16 protein-coding genes are annotated in these 18,938 nt (G+C 51.1%); 7 read left to right on the top strand and 9 right to left on the bottom strand.

Annotated elements, in window-relative coordinates; genetic code table 11:
- Positions 1-38 precede the first annotated feature (38 nt).
- Positions 39-602, top strand: coding sequence for a DNA-3-methyladenine glycosylase I (locus N512_RS0115635; protein WP_028780935.1), 564 nt, complete (start codon positions 39-41; stop codon positions 600-602).
- Positions 603-1,004: 402 nt separating this feature from the next.
- On the opposite strand, the gene N512_RS0115625 is transcribed toward N512_RS0115635, so the two are convergent.
- The 6 genes from N512_RS0115625 to fadB form a co-directional block, all read right to left on the bottom strand.
- Complete coding sequence (locus tag N512_RS0115625) at positions 1,005-4,181, bottom strand: amidohydrolase family protein (RefSeq protein ID WP_028780933.1); 3,177 nt, start codon at positions 4,179-4,181, stop codon at positions 1,005-1,007.
- A 100-nt stretch (positions 4,182-4,281) separates the two neighbouring features.
- Positions 4,282-4,752 (bottom strand): MOSC domain-containing protein, encoded by a 471-nt coding sequence (locus tag N512_RS0115620; protein WP_025011833.1) that lies wholly within the window; start codon positions 4,750-4,752, stop codon positions 4,282-4,284.
- A gap of 27 nt (positions 4,753-4,779) precedes the next feature.
- Positions 4,780-5,025 (bottom strand): sulfurtransferase TusA, encoded by a 246-nt coding sequence (gene tusA / locus N512_RS0115615; protein ID WP_025011832.1) that lies wholly within the window; start codon positions 5,023-5,025, stop codon positions 4,780-4,782.
- Positions 5,026-5,147: 122 nt separating this feature from the next.
- Positions 5,148-6,275 (bottom strand): diguanylate cyclase domain-containing protein, encoded by a 1,128-nt coding sequence (locus N512_RS0115610; protein WP_028780932.1) that lies wholly within the window; start codon positions 6,273-6,275, stop codon positions 5,148-5,150.
- Between the two features lie 199 nt (positions 6,276-6,474).
- Positions 6,475-7,638 carry an acetyl-CoA C-acyltransferase FadA gene (gene fadA, locus N512_RS0115605; RefSeq protein ID WP_028780931.1) on the bottom strand — a complete coding sequence of 388 codons (1,164 nt, stop codon included), beginning with the start codon at positions 7,636-7,638 and terminating at the stop codon, positions 6,475-6,477.
- Between the two features lie 21 nt (positions 7,639-7,659).
- Positions 7,660-9,810, bottom strand: coding sequence for a fatty acid oxidation complex subunit alpha FadB (gene fadB, locus N512_RS0115600; protein WP_028780930.1), 2,151 nt, complete (start codon positions 9,808-9,810; stop codon positions 7,660-7,662).
- A gap of 236 nt (positions 9,811-10,046) precedes the next feature.
- Between fadB and pepQ the strand changes: the two genes are divergently transcribed.
- The 4 genes from pepQ (at position 10,047) to hemG (N512_RS0115580) (ending at position 14,025) form a co-directional block, all read left to right on the top strand.
- A complete protein-coding gene (pepQ, locus tag N512_RS0115595) occupies positions 10,047-11,369 on the top strand; it encodes a Xaa-Pro dipeptidase (RefSeq protein ID WP_028780929.1) in 1,323 nt (440 codons plus the stop codon).
- Complete coding sequence (locus N512_RS0115590; RefSeq protein WP_028780928.1) at positions 11,362-11,976, top strand: YigZ family protein; 615 nt, start codon at positions 11,362-11,364, stop codon at positions 11,974-11,976. The genes pepQ and N512_RS0115590 overlap by 8 nt, the downstream gene beginning before the upstream one ends.
- Positions 11,977-12,040: 64 nt before the next feature.
- Entirely contained in the window at positions 12,041-13,498 is a 1,458-nt protein-coding gene (locus N512_RS0115585; protein WP_025011829.1) for a TrkH family potassium uptake protein, read from the top strand.
- The gene (gene hemG / locus N512_RS0115580) at positions 13,498-14,025 is read left to right on the top strand and encodes a menaquinone-dependent protoporphyrinogen IX dehydrogenase (RefSeq protein ID WP_028780927.1); all 528 of its coding nucleotides are present in this window, start codon (positions 13,498-13,500) and stop codon (positions 14,023-14,025) included. Before N512_RS0115585 ends, hemG (N512_RS0115580) begins: the two co-directional genes overlap by 1 nt.
- Positions 14,026-14,306: 281 nt before the next feature.
- Here the strand turns inward: hemG (N512_RS0115580) and N512_RS0115575 are convergent, their stop codons facing one another.
- Complete coding sequence (locus tag N512_RS0115575) at positions 14,307-14,612, bottom strand: ArsR/SmtB family transcription factor (protein WP_025011827.1); 306 nt, start codon at positions 14,610-14,612, stop codon at positions 14,307-14,309.
- A 228-nt stretch (positions 14,613-14,840) separates the two neighbouring features.
- Here N512_RS0115575 and hemG (N512_RS0115570) point away from each other — a divergent pair, with 228 nt between their 5' ends.
- Both hemG (N512_RS0115570) and speG read left to right on the top strand, forming a co-directional pair.
- Positions 14,841-15,380, top strand: coding sequence for a menaquinone-dependent protoporphyrinogen IX dehydrogenase (gene hemG, locus N512_RS0115570; RefSeq protein WP_028780926.1), 540 nt, complete (start codon positions 14,841-14,843; stop codon positions 15,378-15,380).
- Positions 15,381-15,528: 148 nt separating this feature from the next.
- On the top strand, positions 15,529-16,062 hold the full coding sequence (gene speG / locus N512_RS0115565; protein WP_025889793.1) for a spermidine N1-acetyltransferase: 534 nt from the start codon (positions 15,529-15,531) through the stop codon (positions 16,060-16,062).
- A 6-nt stretch (positions 16,063-16,068) separates the two neighbouring features.
- Here speG and N512_RS0115560 read toward each other — a convergent pair whose 3' ends face one another.
- Together N512_RS0115560 and trkA are read right to left on the bottom strand one after the other, a co-directional pair.
- On the bottom strand, positions 16,069-17,511 hold the full coding sequence (locus N512_RS0115560; RefSeq protein WP_028780924.1) for a TrkH family potassium uptake protein: 1,443 nt from the start codon (positions 17,509-17,511) through the stop codon (positions 16,069-16,071).
- A 10-nt stretch (positions 17,512-17,521) separates the two neighbouring features.
- Positions 17,522-18,931, bottom strand: coding sequence for a Trk system potassium transporter TrkA (gene trkA, locus N512_RS0115555; RefSeq protein ID WP_025011823.1), 1,410 nt, complete (start codon positions 18,929-18,931; stop codon positions 17,522-17,524).
- Positions 18,932-18,938: the final 7 nt, after the last annotated feature.

Below are 18,938 nucleotides of genomic sequence, written 5' to 3'. Positions count from 1 at the left end.
TTTTTTATCGGATTTAACGATTTAAGGGATTTTGAGTAATGGATATAGTTCGTTGTGGCTGGGTGACTGATGATCCTCTCTATCAGGAATATCACGACAAGGTATGGGGAAGGCCGGTTTACGATGCCAAAGAACTGTTTGCCAAGCTCTGTCTCGATGGTCAGCAGGCTGGTTTATCTTGGCTGACCATTCTCAAAAAGCAGGCCAACTATGAACGCGCCTTTGCCGGGTTTGATCCCCGAGTCATTGCCGGGTTCGACCAAGCCAAGATAGAGGAATTGCTACAAGACCCAGGGATAGTGCGCAATCGAGCCAAGGTGAATTCCATAGTTCGAAACGCCAAGGCATATCTGGCATTTGTGGAACAAGGTAATGATTTTTCAGAATTTCTTTGGGGTTTTGTCGGCGGGATACCCAAAATGAATCGCTTTGAAACCCTGACTCAGGTTCCAGCTCAAACACCCGAGTCGGAGGCTATGTCCAAGGCGCTGAAAAAACTGGGGTTTAACTTCTGTGGCCCGACGATTTGCTATGCCTTTATGCAGGCTGTAGGCATGGTCAACGATCATCTGTTGGATTGCTGTTGTTATCCCCATGATTAAATTTTCCCGGCGTCGCCGTTTTTTGCTGCTACTGTTCAGTTCTGGTCCGGGGCCTGGGCCCTTTGCGACGATAATCTATCTGCCATTGTGCATGCTATTCTGGATGTTTATCGCATTTGCTTTGGGTCGATTATTGACGCTTAGTGATGGTGCAAGTGTGTTTATTGGAGCGCTATTTACATTGCCAACTCTGGCGCTGGTGAACTTGTGGGCCGTTCGGGTGGGTGATACTTTACTGCGACTCAGCTTTGGCAAACAAGCCATCACACCTACACTCATCCGTTTCCTGTTGCCGGCGCTTGTGAGTTACCTACTGTTATCTTTGGCACTGCTACTGCTTATAAAATAAAAGGATGTTCCACGTGGAACATCCTTCCGTATTTACGTCGGGCGTAATCTTTTTTAAATCTCTTCAAAGAAGAAGGGCTGACGCTGCTTCTTATCACCATTGAGTTGATTCATGGTTTCGGCATCATAGAGTTTGCCATTGACCATAGTATGAGTGACCCTGTCTGTGACCCTAATATCCTCCAGTGGGTTACCGTCGATAACAATAAGGTCGGCTAATTTGCCCGGCGTTATCGAACCAAGCTGATGGTCCATAGCGAAGGTCTTGGCGGGATAAAGCGTTGCCGTCTTCAGCACTTCCATATTGCTCATACCGCCCTGGGCAAACATCCACATCTCCCAATGAGCAGCCAAGCCTTCGCGCTGACCATGGGCACCAATGTTGGGATGAATCCCCAATTGATTCACCTCATTGGCGACTCTGGCCACATTGAAGTGGTTGTAATGTTCATCCGGTGCGGTAGGCCTTCTCATGGAGCGAGCCCGCAACAGATCGGCTGGAACATATTTTGACAATCGTGGATGAGCCCAGACATCAGTCTTGTCGTACCAATAGTTTTCACCCGAAATGCCGCCATAGGCCACTACCAGAGTGGGGGTGTAACCCACTTGGGTTTGGCTCCAGAACTGCTTAATATCGTTGTAGATTGCTGCAGCCGGCAGTGAATGTTCCACTGTGGTGTGGCCATCGGCAATCATGGTGAGATTATGCTGCAGCAGGCTTCCTCCCTCAGGAACCACCATCATCTCCAGTTCTCTGGCTGCGGCTATGACTTGTTGACGCTGATTGCGTCTGGGTTGGTTATAGCTCTTGACGCTGAAAGCGCCGACTTTTTTAAGTCGTTCGAGATGGAATTTGGCATCATCCAATGAGTCTATGTGGCTGGTGTAGCCAGGTAAGTTGGCACCATAGAGTATGGTGCCGGTAGAGAAGATCCGCGGGCCAACAATCTTTCCGGCTTTTTGTTGCTCGCTGGCAGCAAAAATTTCTGTAGTGTCATTGGAGGGATCATGGATGCTGGTAACTCCCAAGGCCAAGCCGGCATATAGCTGCCAGTTCTGCTGGGGGATGATTTCGTTTTCTCCTTGAGCGCCATGGGCATGGGCGTCAAACAGACCCGGCATCAGTGTCTTACTTGAGATATCCACTAGCATGGCATCATCCGGAATAGCCATGCCGGCTTCACCCACGGCTTGGATATGGTTATCTTTCACCAACACCACACCCTTATCTATGACCCTATCATTCTCCATTGTGATGATCTTTCCGCCGACGAAAGCGATTGTTCCACGTGGAACATCCATCTCTGTCTGAAAACCAATCTCAGTAATTTGGATCTTGTCCTTAGCATTCTTCTCTTGATAGTCGTTATCCAGGCTCACTTGATAGAGCTCTGGGCCAAGGGTCCAATAGAGTTGATCGCTGTTGGCGCTCCAACTGATACTCTCACCGGCGCGGGTACTGAGTTGTGTTACCGGTAAATTAGTCGCCTTAGGCCCGATATCAACGGTTTCACCATGCTTGGCGAATGGGGTGACCCAAACCCGGAAACGCTCGGCAAACGCGAGCTGTTTACCATCGGGGGATACTCTGAATTCTGTGGCGTGTTTGCTGGTGTAGTGTACCCGCTTATCGAAACCAGTAAGTGATATCGAGGCTAGCTGCGGCGTTTCACCACTCTCCATAAAGTAGACTCTGTCATTGTCGGCACCAAACTGTGGTTGGAAGCCCTGAGCTGAGAGTTTCTTTAGTCCTTTACCATTGCTGTCAACCAAGTAGAGCCCGGGATCCTGACTCCAGGTTTTGGGGGTAATATAGCCACCCGCAATTTTACGAAACACCACCTGTTTGCCATCGGGAGAGAAGGTGGGCTCGATATATTTCCCTGGCTCTTGGGTAAGTGTTGTGGTTTTTCCTCCTCGGGCACTGATGGTTCTAACGCTGCCTTGTTGCTGATCATTCCATGTGGTAAACACCACTCGTTTACCGTCACGGGACCATTGAGGGAATAACTCTTCCAACTGTTCATCCAAACGGGTCAGGCGTTTCGGTTTGCCGTCCGGCAGCTGTTTTATCCAGATTTTTCCCAGAGCTTCGTAGATGACTTTGGTTCCATCTGGCGACACCTGAGCCATGCGCAGCATTTTGACATCCAGTTGTTGCTGATCTATATCCTGCTTAAAGCGCACCACCGGTTGCACAGCAAGCTCTGTGGTGACATTGAATGGGATCTCTGCCGTTTGCTTGGAAGCCAATTCGAGTTTGTGGATTTTGCCTTTTGCCCAGAAATAGATCTCTGCACTATCTGGACTCCAGGCCATAGTGGGATAGACACCGTGTATCGCCCAGGTTTCCTGCATGTCTCTGTCAAGGTTGCCATAGAGCTTTTGCTCTTTACCGGAAGCCAGATCCAACAGGTATAAGGTTGACTGAAAACCGTCGCGTTTGATATAGGCCAACTGTTTACCATCTGGGCTCGGAGTAGGCCTGATAGCACCACCTGTGCCTTCGATAAGCACTTCGATATCCCCGGTTTGGGTATCGTAGCGCTTTATCTTGTATATGCCTTTGACCGAGTCTTTGGAGTAGTGAAAGGTCTTGCCTGGGGTGACATCTTGGCTGAAGTAGATATATCGGCCGTCAGGGGAATAGGCGGGTTCACCCAAGTCTTTCTGATCATTTGGCCGCTCGGTGAGTTTAACTCCTTCGCCACCGGCAATATGATAAAGCCAGACTTCCCCGGCTCCTAGACTGCGACTGGCTGTGAAGTGCTTTCGCGCCACCAGATACTGGGAGTCTGGACTCCAGGCCGGGCTGTTGAGCAGGCGGAATGTTTCATTGGTTACCGGACGCGGATTACTGCCGTCAGCATTCATTATCCAGATGTTGTCGCCGCCATCTTGATCCGACGTAAAGGCAATGTATTTGCCATCTGGGCTGTAGACGGGTTGCATCTGCCAGGCTATGCCTTGTGCCAGAGGTCTGGCTTCGCCGCCCTGAGCGGGAATTCGGTAGATGTCACCCAGCAGATCAAAAACCAGATATTTGCCATCCGGGCTCAGGCTCAGATTCATCCAGGTACCTTCAGATACCTGAATTTTGGCTTGTTCAAGAGGAGCATTCAGCGGGGCATTGACGTCCCACTTGGGGGCTTGATCGTCACTGAATGCCGAAGCTGAAAAGAGCAATGAAACAGTTGTGTACAGAGGGGTTAGTTTAGGTCTCAACATGACAGCGGCCTTATTTTAGTTATCGGTTACCGACTGTCTGTTATCTCACAAATTTGTTAACAGTAAAACCTCAATACTGTATCAATTGGTTTTCCATGTTTTATAAGTCTAAGTTGCGATTTGGCCAGCTATCGAGTAACTGAACCGGGTCCTGAGGCCTGATTTTCCCCGGATTGATCACTTTGGCGGTACAGCCACCACGCCAAGCAGGAGTTAATGCTGCTTCCAACCCTGGGTATGCTCGCTCCATTTTGCCGCAGGGGTCAGTTTCTCCGGTAAGTTCAAGTACCAGTTGCTCACCAATCTTCAGGTATTTACCCACCAACTCAGGTGCAAACTCCAGACCATCCAGCAGCAAGTTGGCTCTGCGGCTCGTCCAGGGAAGCTCTGTCTGCAATTGAGCACAGGCTTGTTGCCACTGTTGTTGAGACAACAGCGTCACCTGACGCTTTCCCGGTTTACCGAAAACGTCGCCCTCTACACCTTGAGCCAAACTGACTTCGGCATAAGGCAATAAATCCATCGGGGCGTTTCTTTGCTTTTTATGGGCGATAGCGAGCAGGGTAATCATAGGTTCCTTCCTGATGGAGTGAGTTAATTAGAGGCCCTTCTTAATCAAATATTGATAAGGCAGGTTATCCGTTTGACTGGCCACCAAGGTGTGGTCCATAAACTGGCAAAAGCTGGGAATATCTCTGGTGGTAGCCGGATCATCGGCGATGATGAGTAGCGTTTCTCCTTCGGCCATATGACGGACTTTTTTACGAACCATCATGACAGGTTCCGGACACCTCAAACCTAAAGCATCCAGTTGATGTTGGGCACTGGCGAAGACCTGACTCATATAACCTCTTACAACGAGAACAACAGAAGTGGCTAATATTACTCCAAGGCAGCGGTCAAACCAAGTTGGCAGCTATTTTTTGTGCTCTACCGCATTGTTCCACGTGGAACATAGTTTTGTGCTTAATCCAACTCTGCGCTCTTAACTGTATCTTCGGCCTCCGGATCCCCGCCGGTTTCTGCAGTAGAATTCTGCTTGCGGGAACGCTTATAGGCATACATGCGCTCGTCGGCCAGATGGATTAATGCCATGGGCTCCATATATTCATAGGGACCGGTTTCGGCAATGCCGACACTAAGAGAAACCTCTTTGATTGATTGTTGTAGATACTGCCTGAGTCGGTCGATAAATATTTCTCTGGCCTGATCTTCGCGGCAGTTGGGCAGTATGATACAGAACTCATCTCCGCCATAACGGAAGCAGCAGTCCTCCAATCTGGCTGTATTTTTTATCGCATTGGCGACAGTGCAGAGAACTTCATCCCCTAGTCTATGGCCTTGGGTGTCATTGAAGTTCTTGAAATCATCTATATCCATATAGATGGCGGAGACTGGCTCGGCTCTCCTTTGTGCCGCTCGGAGGATTCTGGTGGCTATTTCTTGCAGATGGCGCACGTTCAGTAGCCCCGTTAGGGGATCGGTTCGCGAAAGCTCTTCCAACTGTTGTGTTCTCTGCTTTACCTTGGTCTCCATGCTGAGGGCGTATTGCTCCGCCTTGTACTTGGCATTCTCTATTTCGGAAACCAGGCTGCGAATGTAGGTATCGAATACCAGGGTCACATCAAACAACATTAACTTGTCCAGGGCGACTCTCACTTCCTGAAACTCTTGCTCCTTAGTCATGGATGTAGCCAATACTTCGTAGAGCAGCGACTTTAGAGTATGAACCGCCGACAAGTAGAGTTTGGGTTCCACACCGATACGTTTATGTACCAAACCGATACGCAGACGGTTGTTAACATACTCAAGGTCATAAACACCACTAAATAAATCAATAACATACCTTCTTTGTGCCGTACGCAACCGAGCGAGAGTGTCTGAGTCGCCAATTAGAAGGGCTATTTCGGAAACACTGGTCTGTAACTGATAAAAGCTGTCTACGACCCTGTCTATGTTGTGTTCGATAATGGGTTTGCAGGAAAGCAGAGCCTTGATGTCCTGACTGCCGAGATTAAAAAGGGATTTGCGGAAGTCAATTTCCAGCTCAGTGATCCGCATCTGCTCGAACAGTGTCTGTTCAGTCTGGAGCATGATGTTCTCTTCACCGTTATTAGTTACTGAAAGTAAAGATGAAGAATGGACTAAGAGCAAACTATCAGGAGGGGGAATCTTGAGTATTTGACGGCAATAAAAAACCGCTGCTTGGCTTTAACTGACCAGACAGCGGTTTTCGTTTGAGTTCGCTTGAAAGGGGCTGTTTTTATACGCCCTCAGCCTTGGCGATATTTACTCAGACACGCTCAAATACAGTGGCAATACCTTGGCCGAGACCAATACACATGGTTGCCAGACCCAAAGTCGCGTCTTTACTCTCCATCAGATTGATCAAAGTGGTGGAGATACGGGTTCCCGAGCAACCCAGAGGGTGACCCAAAGCGATGGCACCACCATTGAGGTTAACCTTTTCATCGACCAACTCCATAAGACCTAGATCTTTCACGCAAGGCAGAGACTGCGCGGCAAAGGCTTCATTCAGCTCAACCAGATCGATATCCGCTATGCTGAGACCTGCGCGAGTCAGTGCTTTTTGTGTAGCTGGAACCGGGCCATAGCCCATGATTGATGGGTCACAACCGGCAACCGCCATCGACTTGATACGAGCTCTGATAGGCAGTCCCAGCGCCTTGGCTTTCTCTTCTTCCATCACCAGCATGGCAGATGCGCCATCGGACAGGGCCGAAGAGGTACCAGCGGTAACAGTGCCGTTGGCTGGGTCAAACACGGGACGCAGGCCCGCCAGTGATTCCATACTGGTTTCAGGGCGGATCACTTCGTCATAATCAATTTTGATCAAGGCACCATTGGCATCATGGCCTTCGATAGCCTGGATCTCTCTGGCAAAACGGCCTTCAACTGTGGCTGCATGCGCACGTTTGTGCGAGCGAACGGCAAACTCATCCTGCATTTCACGGCTGATACCGTGCATGCGACCGAGCATTTCCGCCGTCAGTCCCATCATACCGGCTGCTTTGGCAACCCGGGTTGCCAGGCCAGGGTGGAAGTCGACCCCATGACTCATGGGAACATGACCCATATGTTCAACACCACCAATGATGAAGGTATCACCCATGCCAGTCATGATGGCCCTTGCAGCCTGGTGAATAGCTTCCATGGAGGAGCCACAGAGACGGTTTACGGTAACTGCGCCAACCTGCTTGGGGATACCCGCGAGCAGAGAGGCATTACGGGCGATATTGAAACCTTGCTCCAGAGTCTGCTGCACACAGCCCCAGATAACGTCTTCTATGGTGCCGGGATCCAACTGGGGATTACGTACCAGCAGGGCTTTCATCAACTCGGCAGAGAGTGTCTCTGCACGAACATTTCTAAAAACACCGGCCTTGGAACGGCCCATGGGTGTACGAATGCAATCTACGATAACTGCTTGTTTCATGGTTAAAATCCTTTCCGCAAATTAGGCCTGATAGTAAGAACCGTTGTTGGCTGCCAGTTCACGCATGCCATCGGTCACCTGGTAGAGTCCCCCCAAGTGGGCGTATTTGTCAGCCAGGGCGACAAAGTTGGCAACGCCCATGGTATCCAGATAGCGGAACACACCGCCTCTGAATGGTGGGAAGCCAAGACCATATACCAGACCCATGTCGGCTTCGGCCGGGGTGGCGACTATGCCTTCTTCCAGGCAACGTACGGTTTCTATAATCATGGGGATCATGGTGCGGGCGATGATTTCATCGCTACTGAACTCTTTGAGTTCACCGAATTCGGCCTGCAGTAATTCGTAGCTGACAGGATCCTTGTCTTTCTTCGGCTTACCACGCTTATCCACAGAATACTGGTAGAAACCTTTACCGTTTTTCTGCCCCAGGCGTTCATGGCCAAACATGATATCTATGGCGTCTTTGCCTGTTTTGCCCATACGGTCCGGGAAGCCTTCGGCCATGACGGCCTGGGCGTGATGGCCTGTATCCAAACCGACTACATCCAGCAGATAAGCCGGGCCCATAGGCCAACCAAACTGTTTCTCCATCACCTTGTCGACGGCGATAAAGTCTGCACCATCGGCCAGCAGGCCGTTAAAACCGGCGAAATAGGGGAAGAGTACCCGGTTAACGAAGAAGCCGGGGCAGTCGTTGACCACTATAGGCGTCTTACCCATCTTGCTGGCATAGGCCACTACAGAGGAGATGGTTTCTTCCGAGCTGTGTTCGCCACGGATCACTTCCACCAGTGGCATCTTGTGCACGGGGTTGAAGAAGTGCATACCGCAGAAGCGGGAAGGGTCTTTCAGACTCTTGGCAAGCAGGTTAATCGAGATGGTTGAGGTGTTGGACGCTATGATGGCATCGGCAGCTAGCTGCTGCTCGACTTCGGCCAGCACAGTCGCCTTAACCTTGGGATGTTCTACTACCGCTTCTACTACTATATTGGCGTCTTTGACGGCGTTGTAGTCGAGCGATGGGGTGATGTTGTTGAGCACTTTGGCCATCTTGGCCGGGGTGGAGCGACCACGCTCTACCTGGGCCGTCAGTAGCTTGGCCGCTTCGTTAAGGCCGAGATCCAGCGCCTTCTGCGCTATGTCCTTCATCACAATCGGCGTACCCTTGCTGGCACTTTGGTAGGCGATACCGCCGCCCATAATGCCTGCGCCTAATACCGCGGCTTGTTCAATGTTCTTGGCTTGTTTGGCGGCCTTCTTGGCTTTGCCTTTGACCAGTTGGTCATTGAGGAAGATGCCGATCAGCGCCTTGGCCACATCTGTTTTGGCCAGTTGAATAAAGGCTTGATGTTCTACCAATAAGGCTTCTTCGCGCCCCAGACCGGCTGCCTTTTCCACAACGTTAACCGCCGCCATTGGTGCCGGATAGTGCTTGCCGGCAACGGAAAACACCATGCCCTTGGCTGTGGTGAACGACATCATGGCTTCCAGCTTGGGCAGTGTCAGTGGCGACTGTTTACGTTGACGGCGGCTCTGCCAGTCAAGTTTGCCAGCCAGCGAGTCCTGTAGCATCTGTAGTGCTGCGGCCTGGAGCTGCTCTGGAGCCACTACTGCGTCTACAGCGCCGACTTTGAGAGCGTCTTCCGGGCGTTGGTCTTTGCCTGTGGTGATCCACTCCAGTGCATTGTCTGCACCTATCACTCTGGGTAGGCGCACTGTGCCACCGAATCCCGGGATGATCCCCAGCTTGGTTTCCGGCAGGCCGATTCGGGCACTGGTGTCGGCAATGCGGAAGTCTGTGGCCAAAATGGTTTCGCAACCACCGCCCAGGGCAAAACCATTGATAGCAGAAGCAGTTGGGAAAGGCATGTCTTCCAGCTTGTTGAATACCGCATTGGCTTGCTGCAACCATGACAAGAGTACTTCATCTTCCTGGGCGAACAACCCAAGGAACTCAGTGATGTCGGCACCGACAATAAAGGCATCTTTGGCCGATGTCAGCAGAAGTGCCTTAACGCTGGATTCTGCTTTGATGGCGTCCAGTGCCTCATCCAGAGAAGTCAGGGTGGCGCGGTCGAATTTGTTTACCGATCCTTCGGCATTGAAGCAAAGGCGGGCGATATTATTCTCGAGTAACTCAACCTGAATCATCGAATTTTGGTAGATCATTGCTTGCATCCTTATTGCTTAGGAGTAGGGCAGCTCAGGCCATCATTTGACCAGTTGTTGCTCAGTGTGCTTCGAAAAAAGGAAAAATACAACACCCAATTTAAACGATCGTTTAATTGCTTGCCGGTTAGCTGCAAATTTCAGCTTTGTGATACACTGCACATTGGCTTTTGTTGTAACTGTGAACAGCTTCCAATAGCAAGGGGAACCTTGATTTCAGATAACAGGAACGGCTTATTATGCAACTGGCTCAGCATTATCAATCACATATAAACACTCTTAATCAAAGGGTTGCCGAGATTTGTGCCCGTGAGGGACTGTCTGGATTGGCAATTCATTCGGGTCAACCCCACAGGCAGTTTCTGGACGATATCGATTACCCCTTCAAGGTGAATCCCCATTTCAAGGCCTGGGTGCCTTTACTGGAAACACCTCACTGTTGGCTGCTGGTCAATGGTCGTGACAAGCCTGTACTGATCTTCTACCGTCCCGAAGACTTCTGGCATAAGGTGACAGATCTGCCGCAAAGCTTCTGGTGTGACAGCTTCGATATCCGTATTTTGACCAAGGCCGATAAGGTGGCGGACCTTCTGCCTGTGGCCGAAGGTCGCTGGGCCTATATAGGTGAACACTTGGAAGTGGCTTCTGTGCTCGGGTTTAACAACTGTAATCCCGAAGCCGTAATGAGTTACATGCACTTTTATCGTGCCTGTAAGACAGATTACGAGTTGGAATGTATGCGTCAGGCTAACCGCATTGCGGTCAAGGGCCATCGCGCGGCCAAGAACGCCTTCTACAGTGGTGCCAGTGAGTTTGAAATCCAGCAGCAATATCTAAGTGCCATAGCACAAGGGGAGAATCAGGTTCCTTATGGCAACATCATAGCCCTCAACCAAAATGCGGCTATTTTGCATTACACTGCGTTGGAGCATGAAAGCCCACAGCAGAGGTTGTCTTTTCTGATCGATGCAGGTGCTTCTTTCCACGGCTATGCCGCCGATATCAGCCGTACCTATGCTTTTGAAAAAAATAGGTTCCATGAGCTTATCCAGGCGATGAATCTACTGCAGCTTCAACTGATTGAGCACTTGCGACCCGGCAAACGTTATACCGAGCTGCATCTGCTGGCTCATCAACAGCTGGCGACTCTGTTACTTGAAGTCGGTCTGGCCAAAGGCTCACAAGAGACGCTGCTGGAGCAGGGCATTACCCGGGCGTTCTTCCCTCATGGGCTGGGGCATATGTTGGGATTGCAGGTGCATGATGTAGGTGGTTTCTTCAATGACGAACGCGGCACACATGTGGCCCCTCCTGAAGAGCACCCGTTTCTGCGCTGCACCAGGACTATGGCGCCCGGGCATGTAGTAACCATAGAACCCGGGCTCTACTTCATCGACAGCCTGTTGGCGCCACTCAAACAAGATGGCCGCAAGGCGTTGGTGGATTGGGACCTGGTCGCCAGTTTGCGCCCGTTTGGTGGGATCCGTATCGAAGACAATGTCATAATCCACGCCCATGGCAACGAAAACATGACTCGAGAGTCTGGTCTCATTGATTGAAAGTTATCCCATTGCGGCCGAAGAACAGGAATATGAAGAGGAGATAAAGCACAGCCGCTTTATCTCTCTGGTATTTCCCTGTCATTCGCCGGAAGAGTTTAAACAGCAACTACAACAGATAAAGCAGCGTTATCCTGGTGCCAGTCATTATTGCCAGGCATTTATTTGTGGTGCACCCATGGGGCAGTCGGCCATGGGTTCGAGTGATGATGGCGAGCCAGGCGGTAGTGCCGGTCGCCCCATGTTGGCGGTATTGCAGGGGGCTGGCATAGGCGAGATTGGCGCGGTTGTCGTGCGTTACTATGGCGGTACCAAGTTGGGTGTGGGTGGGCTGGTTCGTGCCTACAGTAGTGGGCTCAAGCAGATGTTGCCCAGGCTGGCGACCAAGACCAAAATGCTCAGGGAAAAAGGCAGTCTGGTTTGCCGTTACGACCAATTGGCCGATGTCGAACATCTGTTGCAAAGGCTCGATGTGTTGATAGAGGGGCGGGAGTTTTCAGAGCAGATTCGGCTGACACTGGCCGTGCCCTTATCTGTTACCGGAAGCATCAATAAGGAGCTGGCTCCCATGAGCCAAGGCCAGTTAAAGATAGATTTTTCACAGTGAACACTCTGATAACTTGTGCGACAATGCTGGGTTTTATTGGCCAATGGACTGATTGAAAAACGGCATGCATTACCGAACAATTACCCGTATTACCGGGTTACTGATAGGGCTCTTCTCCATCACTATGCTGCCTCCGGCATTGGTGGCCCTTATCTATGAAGACGGCGGTGGTACAGCCTTTATCAAGGCCTTCTTTATCAGTCTATTTATCGGTTTCTGGCTCTGGTATCCCAATCGCCACCATAAGGCAGAACTCAAGACCCGAGAGGGTTTTTTGATTGTTGTGCTGTTCTGGACCGTACTTGGTGCCATAGGTACCTTGCCCTTTTTGCTATCGAAACAGCCGGACTTGTCGCTGGCCGACAGTATTTTTGAATCTTTTTCGGCACTGACAACCACAGGGGCCACTGTGATTGTCGGCCTGGATAACCTGCCAAAGGCGATACTCTTTTATCGTCACTTGCTGCAATGGCTTGGTGGCATGGGGATCATTGTGTTGGCGGTAGCTATTCTGCCTGTGTTGGGGATTGGGGGGATGCAGCTTTACCGGGCCGAGATCCCCGGGCCCGTAAAAGATTCCAAGATGACCCCCAGGATTGCCGAAACGGCCAAGACGCTCTGGTATATCTATCTGATGTTGACCCTGGCCTGTGCCGGCGCTTACTGGCTCGCCGGTATGAGTGCCTTCGATGCCATCAGCCATTCATTTTCTACTATCGCCATCGGCGGCTTCTCCACCCATGATGCCAGCATGGGCTACTTTCAAAGCCCGACCATCAATTTAATTTGTGTGGTATTTCTACTGATTGCGGCCGTGAACTTCAGCCTGCACTTTGCGGCGTTTTCCCGCCGGGGGATCAACTTCAAGGTTTACTTTCGTGATGCCGAATTCAAGGCGCTTATCGGTATTCAGTTACTGCTGACCGCTATCTGTTTCGCCACCTTGTATCATTCGGGTATCTACGACTCACCGGAACAAACTCTGGATCATGCGCTGTTTCAGGCGGTATCCATTTCCACCACTGCCGGTTTTGGTACCGAGAGCTTCCATGTTTGGCCGCTGTTTCTGCCTATTTTGTTGATGTTTTCCAGCTTTATCGGCGGCAGCGGTGGTTCTACTGCCGGCGGGATCAAGGTTATCCGCGTGGTGCTACTGTTACTGCAGGGCTCGCGCGAGCTTAAGCGTCTAATTCATCCCAGGGCCATGTTCTCCATTCGTATCGGTTCCAAGGCGTTGCCGGATAGGGTGATAGACGCTGTTTGGGGCTTCTTCTCCGCCTATGCTCTGGTGTTTGTCATCTGTATGCTGGTTCTGATGGCCATGGGGATGGATGCGATTACGGCCTTCAGCGCCACCGCAGCTTGCCTCAACAACCTGGGGCCAGGCCTTGGCGAAGTTGCCAGCAACTACGCCAGCATAGGTGACGGTGCCAAATACGTGCTTGTGGTTGCCATGTTGTTTGGGCGCTTGGAAATCTTTACCTTATTGGTATTGTTTACCCCGACTTTCTGGAAGAACTGATGAGCAAGACTCTGATTATTTACTCGACCGTTGATGGCCAGACCAAGGCAATATGCCAGACCATGGCCGATGAATTGAGCCAAGCGGGTGAGATAGTCTCTATGGTATCGCTGGCTGAGGTGGAAACTGATACGTTACCGACATTCGATAAAATCTTGGTGGGTGCCAGCATACGTTATGGTAAGCATAGGCCTGAGCTGTATCGTTTCGTCAATAACCATCATGCGCTGCTGAACGCCAAGAAGAACGCCTTCTTTACCGTGAATGTTGTGGCCCGCAAGCCGGAAAAGAATACGCCGGAAACCAACCCTTATATGCAGAAGTTCTTGCAGTTATCCCTGTGGCAGCCGCAGTTGCAAGGCGTGTTTGCCGGCAAGATAGCTTATCCCAACTACGGTTTATTTGACCGTAGCATGATTCGGCTGATTATGTGGATAACCAAGGGGCCAACAGATACCAGCGGTACTTATGAATTCACCGATTGGCAGCGGGTGAAGGCATTTGCTGCCGAGTTTGCCGAGCTTTAATAAGGAAGGTGCGAATAAGTCCTCGTGGTCTTCTCTTTTGTAGAGAGTGGCTTGCACAGCAATTGGCGTTCGAGGTATCTGACTGAAGGCATGCCGGGGCCTGTCGAGGTTGGATAACGCAGAAAGCCGGTTGCTGTGAAAGCCCCTAAGGGCGTGGCTTACAGGCCTGCCTGCTGTGTTGTGCTTCTTGCAAAGGACTAGGGCCATTTGCTGCGAACCACGCCTTGCATCCAGGCCCGTAAGCCGACGCAGAGCACACATGGGACTTGTTCGCACCTTCCCTAAGCGCAGTACTTGCGGTGCAGGATAGAGATGACCTCTGTGACCTGCTGGTTCTTGAGCGAGTAGTAAACAACCTGCGAACTCTTGCGGGTCGCCACCAGATCTTCGGCGCGCAGTACCGCCAGATGTTGTGACAGAGCGGACTGGCTCAGGGGCACGGTTTCATTCAGCTGAGTGACGCTCAACTCTTGATCCAGCAGAAGGCAGAGGATCATCAGGCGGTAAGGGTTGGCGATGGCCTTGAGCCATTTGGCAGCGTTTTCCGCATTGGAAAGCATGGCTGCGACATCAATATCTTTTTGCATCAGCTTGGAACCTCTTCGCCTTTTGATTAGGTTATTCTAATTGAATGGGGAGATGAGCACAATCATCAGTCTTTTATCTGGATCGCAATTCTAGCCTGAAAAATACCGATACAGCGCAATTTGCGGCAATATTCTCACGGGTTGAAGCCGATTATGTGATCTTTCAACTTGTTCAATCCGGGCGATAAGCCACACAATTTAAGTTACAGACACTCAATAGGCGAACTTATGAAATCCATTCTTGTGCTCTACTTCTCCCGTGGTGGCCACACTGCCAAGATCAGTCGCTGTATTGCCGAAAGGCTACAGCAGTTGGGCCATGAGTGTGACAGCATGGATTTGGCTGCGGCTGAGGCGGAAAACATCGACTGGCAAAAATATGATGCCGTGGTCCTCGGTGCTTGTGTGCTTTATGGTACCTACGACAAGAGTGTGTTCGCTTTTTGCAGCAAACACCAACGGGTGCTGACAGCGAAAGGACTCAGTTTCTTTTCCGTCAATGTGGTGGCTCGCAAGCCGGAGAAACGGATCCCGGAAAACAACAAGTATCTGCAGAAGTTCATAACCCTGTCGGATTGGAAGCCCAAGGATGTGAAGATTATCGCCGGTAAGGTGGATTACCCCTCTTGGGGCTGGCTGGACAGCTTTATGATCCGGCTGATCATGAAGATGACGGGGGGGCCAACCGATCCCAAGACGGTTATCGACTACACGGACTGGGAAGACGTAAAGCACTATGCCGAGTACCTGAGTGACTTGGCTTCCTGATAGAGGCAATGTTTTCAAAGCGCAGTCCAGGTACTGCGCTTTTTTGTGTGCGTGGAAAAGGGCGGCAAGGTAAATTAACTTTCACTATCTGTGTGCCTGTTGTCCGCTTAATATGGCTGGCTTTATTGGCACGATTTTAGGAGGTGTCATGAATGACGGTGAGATTCGCCTACGGGCGCTGGAAAGAACAGACCTGAGGTTTATTCATCAGCTGAATAACAACCGCATCATTATGGCTTACTGGTTTGAAGAGCCCTATGAATCGTTCGATGAGCTTGAAGAGCTCTACAACAAGCATATCCACGATAAGACAGAGCGGCGCTTTATCGCAGAAAATGCTCAGCAGCAGACCATAGGTCTGGTTGAGCTGGTGGAGATCAATGACATTCATCGCAATGCCGAGTTTCAGATAATCATAGCGCCTGAGTTTCAGGGGCGAGGCTACGCCAGGGCCATGGTTAACAAGGCGCTAAACTATGCCTTTACCATACTGAACCTATACAAGGTTTATCTGCATGTGGCCTTGGAGAATGACAAGGCGTTACAACTCTATCAGAAGTGCGGCTTTAAAGAGGAAGGCCATCTGGTGCAGGAGATCTTTATCAACGGCCAATACTCGGATGTCAAACGCATGTATGTCCTGCAGGCCGATTATCTACAGCTGAATAAAATTCACCCATAGATAATATCAGTATTTCCAGAAGCTGGGATGGAACAAGACGGCGACAGTCAGGATCTCCAAGCGGCCCAGTAACATGCCTATCGACAGTGCCCATTTGGCCAAGTCCGGCAGGCTGGAAAAGTTGCCTGCTGGGCCGATAACAGGGCCAAGCCCTGGGCCGACGTTGGTCACTGCCGTGACTGCGCCGGACAGGCTGGTGACAGGGTCAAGACCACAAAGCACCAACACCAGCGTCAGCATCACGATAACCAACATAAACAGCAGTGCGAAGGTCACCAAGGAGCGCACAATCTCTTCATTGATAGGTCGGTTGTTGTAGCGTTCGCGGAAAATGCCGTTGGGATGAAACTGCTGCTTCAACTGTTCGCGCATGATGGCGCCGGCGATCTGGAAGCGGAATATCTTGATGCCGCCGGAGGTTGAACCTGAACAGCTGCCGACAAACATCAGGAACAGAAAAGCGATATTTGCCAGCGCCCCCCAACTGCCATAGTCGGTCAGGCCATAGCCTGTGGTAGTGACCACGGAAACCACGTTGAAACTCGAGAGCCGCAGGGCGTCAATAAAGGCTATTTCACGCGAACTGTAGAGCCAATAAGCCAGAGAGAAAGACACCAGCAGCAGAAAAAGAATAAAGCCTTTCACTTGTGCATCATTCCAGACCTTGATACTACGTTGCTGCAGACTCTGAACAAACATCAGCAGCGGCAGGCCACCGGCCGCCATAAATACCACGCCGACCCAGTGCGCCGCCTTGGGAAAGGCTGCCATAGAACTGTCCGAAGTCGAGTAGCCCCCAGTGGAGAGTGTGGTCATGGCATGGTTGAGCGCTTGAAACCAGTTCATCCCCGCCAAGTGATAAGCCAAACCGCAGCATACTGTCAGCCCCAGATACACCAGAAACAGGTATTTGGCCAGGCTCTGGGTGCGGGGGATGGCCTTTTCGGACCAATCTGAGGATTCGGTTCTGAACAGCCGCATCCCCCCTACGTTGAGAAACGGCAGAATGGCCACTGCCATCACAATAAAGCCTATGCCACCGAGCCACTGTAACAGCGAACGCCAGACAAGAATGCTGTGATCCATGCTGTCCAGCCCGGATAGTACAGTGGAGCCTGTGGTGGTGATCCCCGACATGGTTTCAAAGAAGGCATCGGTATAGCCAATACCGTGATACAGGGTAAAGGGCATGGCGGCGAACAAGCTGACAATAAACCAGGTGAGACTGGTCAGCAGGAACATGTCGCGGATATTCAGATTAAGCTGCTGCCCTTGGCCCCTGTGCATACAGATACTGGAGACAGTACCTGTGACCAGCGCCGATGCCATGAAGGCTGCCACTGTTTCTTCGCCGTAAAACAGGGCGAAGAAGAGTGGAATAAACATAAAGGCCGTCAGCATGGACAAAAACAGGCCTAGGATGAATAGTAGCGGGCGAAAATTCAGCATGGCCAGAGCCTTAGAAGAAGAAAGCACTCGGCTGGAACAGTTTTTCCACTTCGCCGATAAACTTCTTGTTCACCAGGAAGAGAATGACATGGTCTCCCTGTTCGATAACTGTCTTATCGTGGGCCATCAAGACTTCATCGTCGCGGACTATGGCGCCTATGGTGGTGCCTGGTGGCAGCTTGATCTCGCCTATCTGTTTACCCACGACTTTGCTGGTACTGGAATCACCGTGGGCGATGGCTTCAATCGCCTCGGCAGCGCCTCGGCGCAGTGAATATACGTTGCAGATATCCCCCTGGCGGATATGGGTCAGCAAGGCCGAGATGGTGGCTTGCTGCGGCGAAATGGCGATATCTATATTGGCTTCCTGAACAATATCGACATAGGCTTCACGCTGAATAAGCACCATCACTTTCTTGGCACCCATACGTTTGGCCAACAGTGCCGACATGATATTGGCCTCGTCGTCGTTGGTGACGGCGATAAACACATCGGTTTGATCTATGTGCTCTTCCATCAGGAGTTCCTGATCGGAAGCATCACCGCAGAATACCGTAGTATTTTCCAGCTTTTCCGACAGCGCCTCGGCTCTGTCCTGACGATGTTCTATCAACTTGACCGAGTGATTACGCTGTAGCTTCTTGGCCAGTCCCAAACCTATGTTACCGCCACCGGCGATCATGATATTGCGGTAACTGTTATCCAGCTTCTGCATCTCACTCATTACTGCCCGCACATGGCGACTGTCGGCGACAAAGAACACTTCATCATCGGCTTCTATGATAGTGGTTCCCCTGGGCATAATCGGCCGTCCCTGACGGAAAATTGCCGCTACCCGGGTATCAATATTCGGCATGTGTTCGCGCAACGCAGCCAGCGCGTTGCCCACCAATGGGCCGCCATAATAGGCGCGAACAGCCACCAGGCTCAGCTTTCCTTCAGCGAACTCCAGAACCTGTAAAGCCCCTGGATAATCTACCAGGCGTTGTATGTAAGCGGTTACTAACTGCTCGGGGGCAATCAGCTCATCTATGATGAAACCACCCCGTGTTCGAGGCTCATTACTCTTGGTTTCACTGTCGATAAACAGCTTATCCTGCATCCCCAAGTACTGCTCTGAGCGAATACGGGCTATCTTGGTTGGTGTGCCAAACAGGGTATAGGCAATTTGACAGGCGGCCATGTTGCATTCGTCGCTGTTGGTTACAGCGATCAGCATATCGGCATCTTCGGCGCCGGCTTCTTTCAAGACGCCGGGGTGGGCTCCGTGACCGACAACCACCCGCAAGTCATATTTGTCTTGCAGTGCCCTAAGGCGATTTCTGTCACTGTCGACTATGGTGATATCGTTGTTTTCACCCACCAGGTTTTCTGCAAGGGTGCCACCGACCTGACCTGCGCCCAAGATGATTATTTTCATGGCCTCG

Origin of the sequence: Shewanella sp. 38A_GOM-205m, from assembly GCF_000518445.1 — a bacterium.
GTDB lineage: Bacteria > Pseudomonadota > Gammaproteobacteria > Enterobacterales > Shewanellaceae > Shewanella > Shewanella algae.
The sequence above is the reverse complement of the archived record's forward strand: the minus strand, read 5'-3'. Positions and strand labels throughout refer to the sequence as shown.

Excerpts from the sequence above, each read along its gene's own strand:
- hemG (WP_028780926.1), top strand. The coding sequence starts at position 14,841 with ATGAAATCCATTCTTGTGCTCTACTTCTCCCGTGGTGGCCACACTGCC.
- trkA (WP_025011823.1), bottom strand. The coding sequence starts at position 18,931 with ATGAAAATAATCATCTTGGGCGCAGGTCAGGTCGGTGGCACCCTTGCA.
- N512_RS0115610 (WP_028780932.1), bottom strand. The coding sequence starts at position 6,275 with ATGCTCCAGACTGAACAGACACTGTTCGAGCAGATGCGGATCACTGAG.
- hemG (WP_028780927.1), top strand. The coding sequence starts at position 13,498 with ATGAGCAAGACTCTGATTATTTACTCGACCGTTGATGGCCAGACCAAG.
- fadA (WP_028780931.1), bottom strand. The coding sequence starts at position 7,638 with ATGAAACAAGCAGTTATCGTAGATTGCATTCGTACACCCATGGGCCGT.
- tusA (WP_025011832.1), bottom strand. The coding sequence starts at position 5,025 with ATGAGTCAGGTCTTCGCCAGTGCCCAACATCAACTGGATGCTTTAGGT.
- N512_RS0115585 (WP_025011829.1), top strand. The coding sequence starts at position 12,041 with ATGCATTACCGAACAATTACCCGTATTACCGGGTTACTGATAGGGCTC.
- N512_RS0115620 (WP_025011833.1), bottom strand. The coding sequence starts at position 4,752 with ATGATTACCCTGCTCGCTATCGCCCATAAAAAGCAAAGAAACGCCCCG.
- speG (WP_025889793.1), top strand. The coding sequence starts at position 15,529 with ATGAATGACGGTGAGATTCGCCTACGGGCGCTGGAAAGAACAGACCTG.
- N512_RS0115635 (WP_028780935.1), top strand. The coding sequence starts at position 39 with ATGGATATAGTTCGTTGTGGCTGGGTGACTGATGATCCTCTCTATCAG.
- N512_RS0115560 (WP_028780924.1), bottom strand. The coding sequence starts at position 17,511 with ATGCTGAATTTTCGCCCGCTACTATTCATCCTAGGCCTGTTTTTGTCC.
- N512_RS0115575 (WP_025011827.1), bottom strand. The coding sequence starts at position 14,612 with ATGCAAAAAGATATTGATGTCGCAGCCATGCTTTCCAATGCGGAAAAC.
- N512_RS0115625 (WP_028780933.1), bottom strand. The coding sequence starts at position 4,181 with ATGTTGAGACCTAAACTAACCCCTCTGTACACAACTGTTTCATTGCTC.
- fadB (WP_028780930.1), bottom strand. The coding sequence starts at position 9,810 with ATGATCTACCAAAATTCGATGATTCAGGTTGAGTTACTCGAGAATAAT.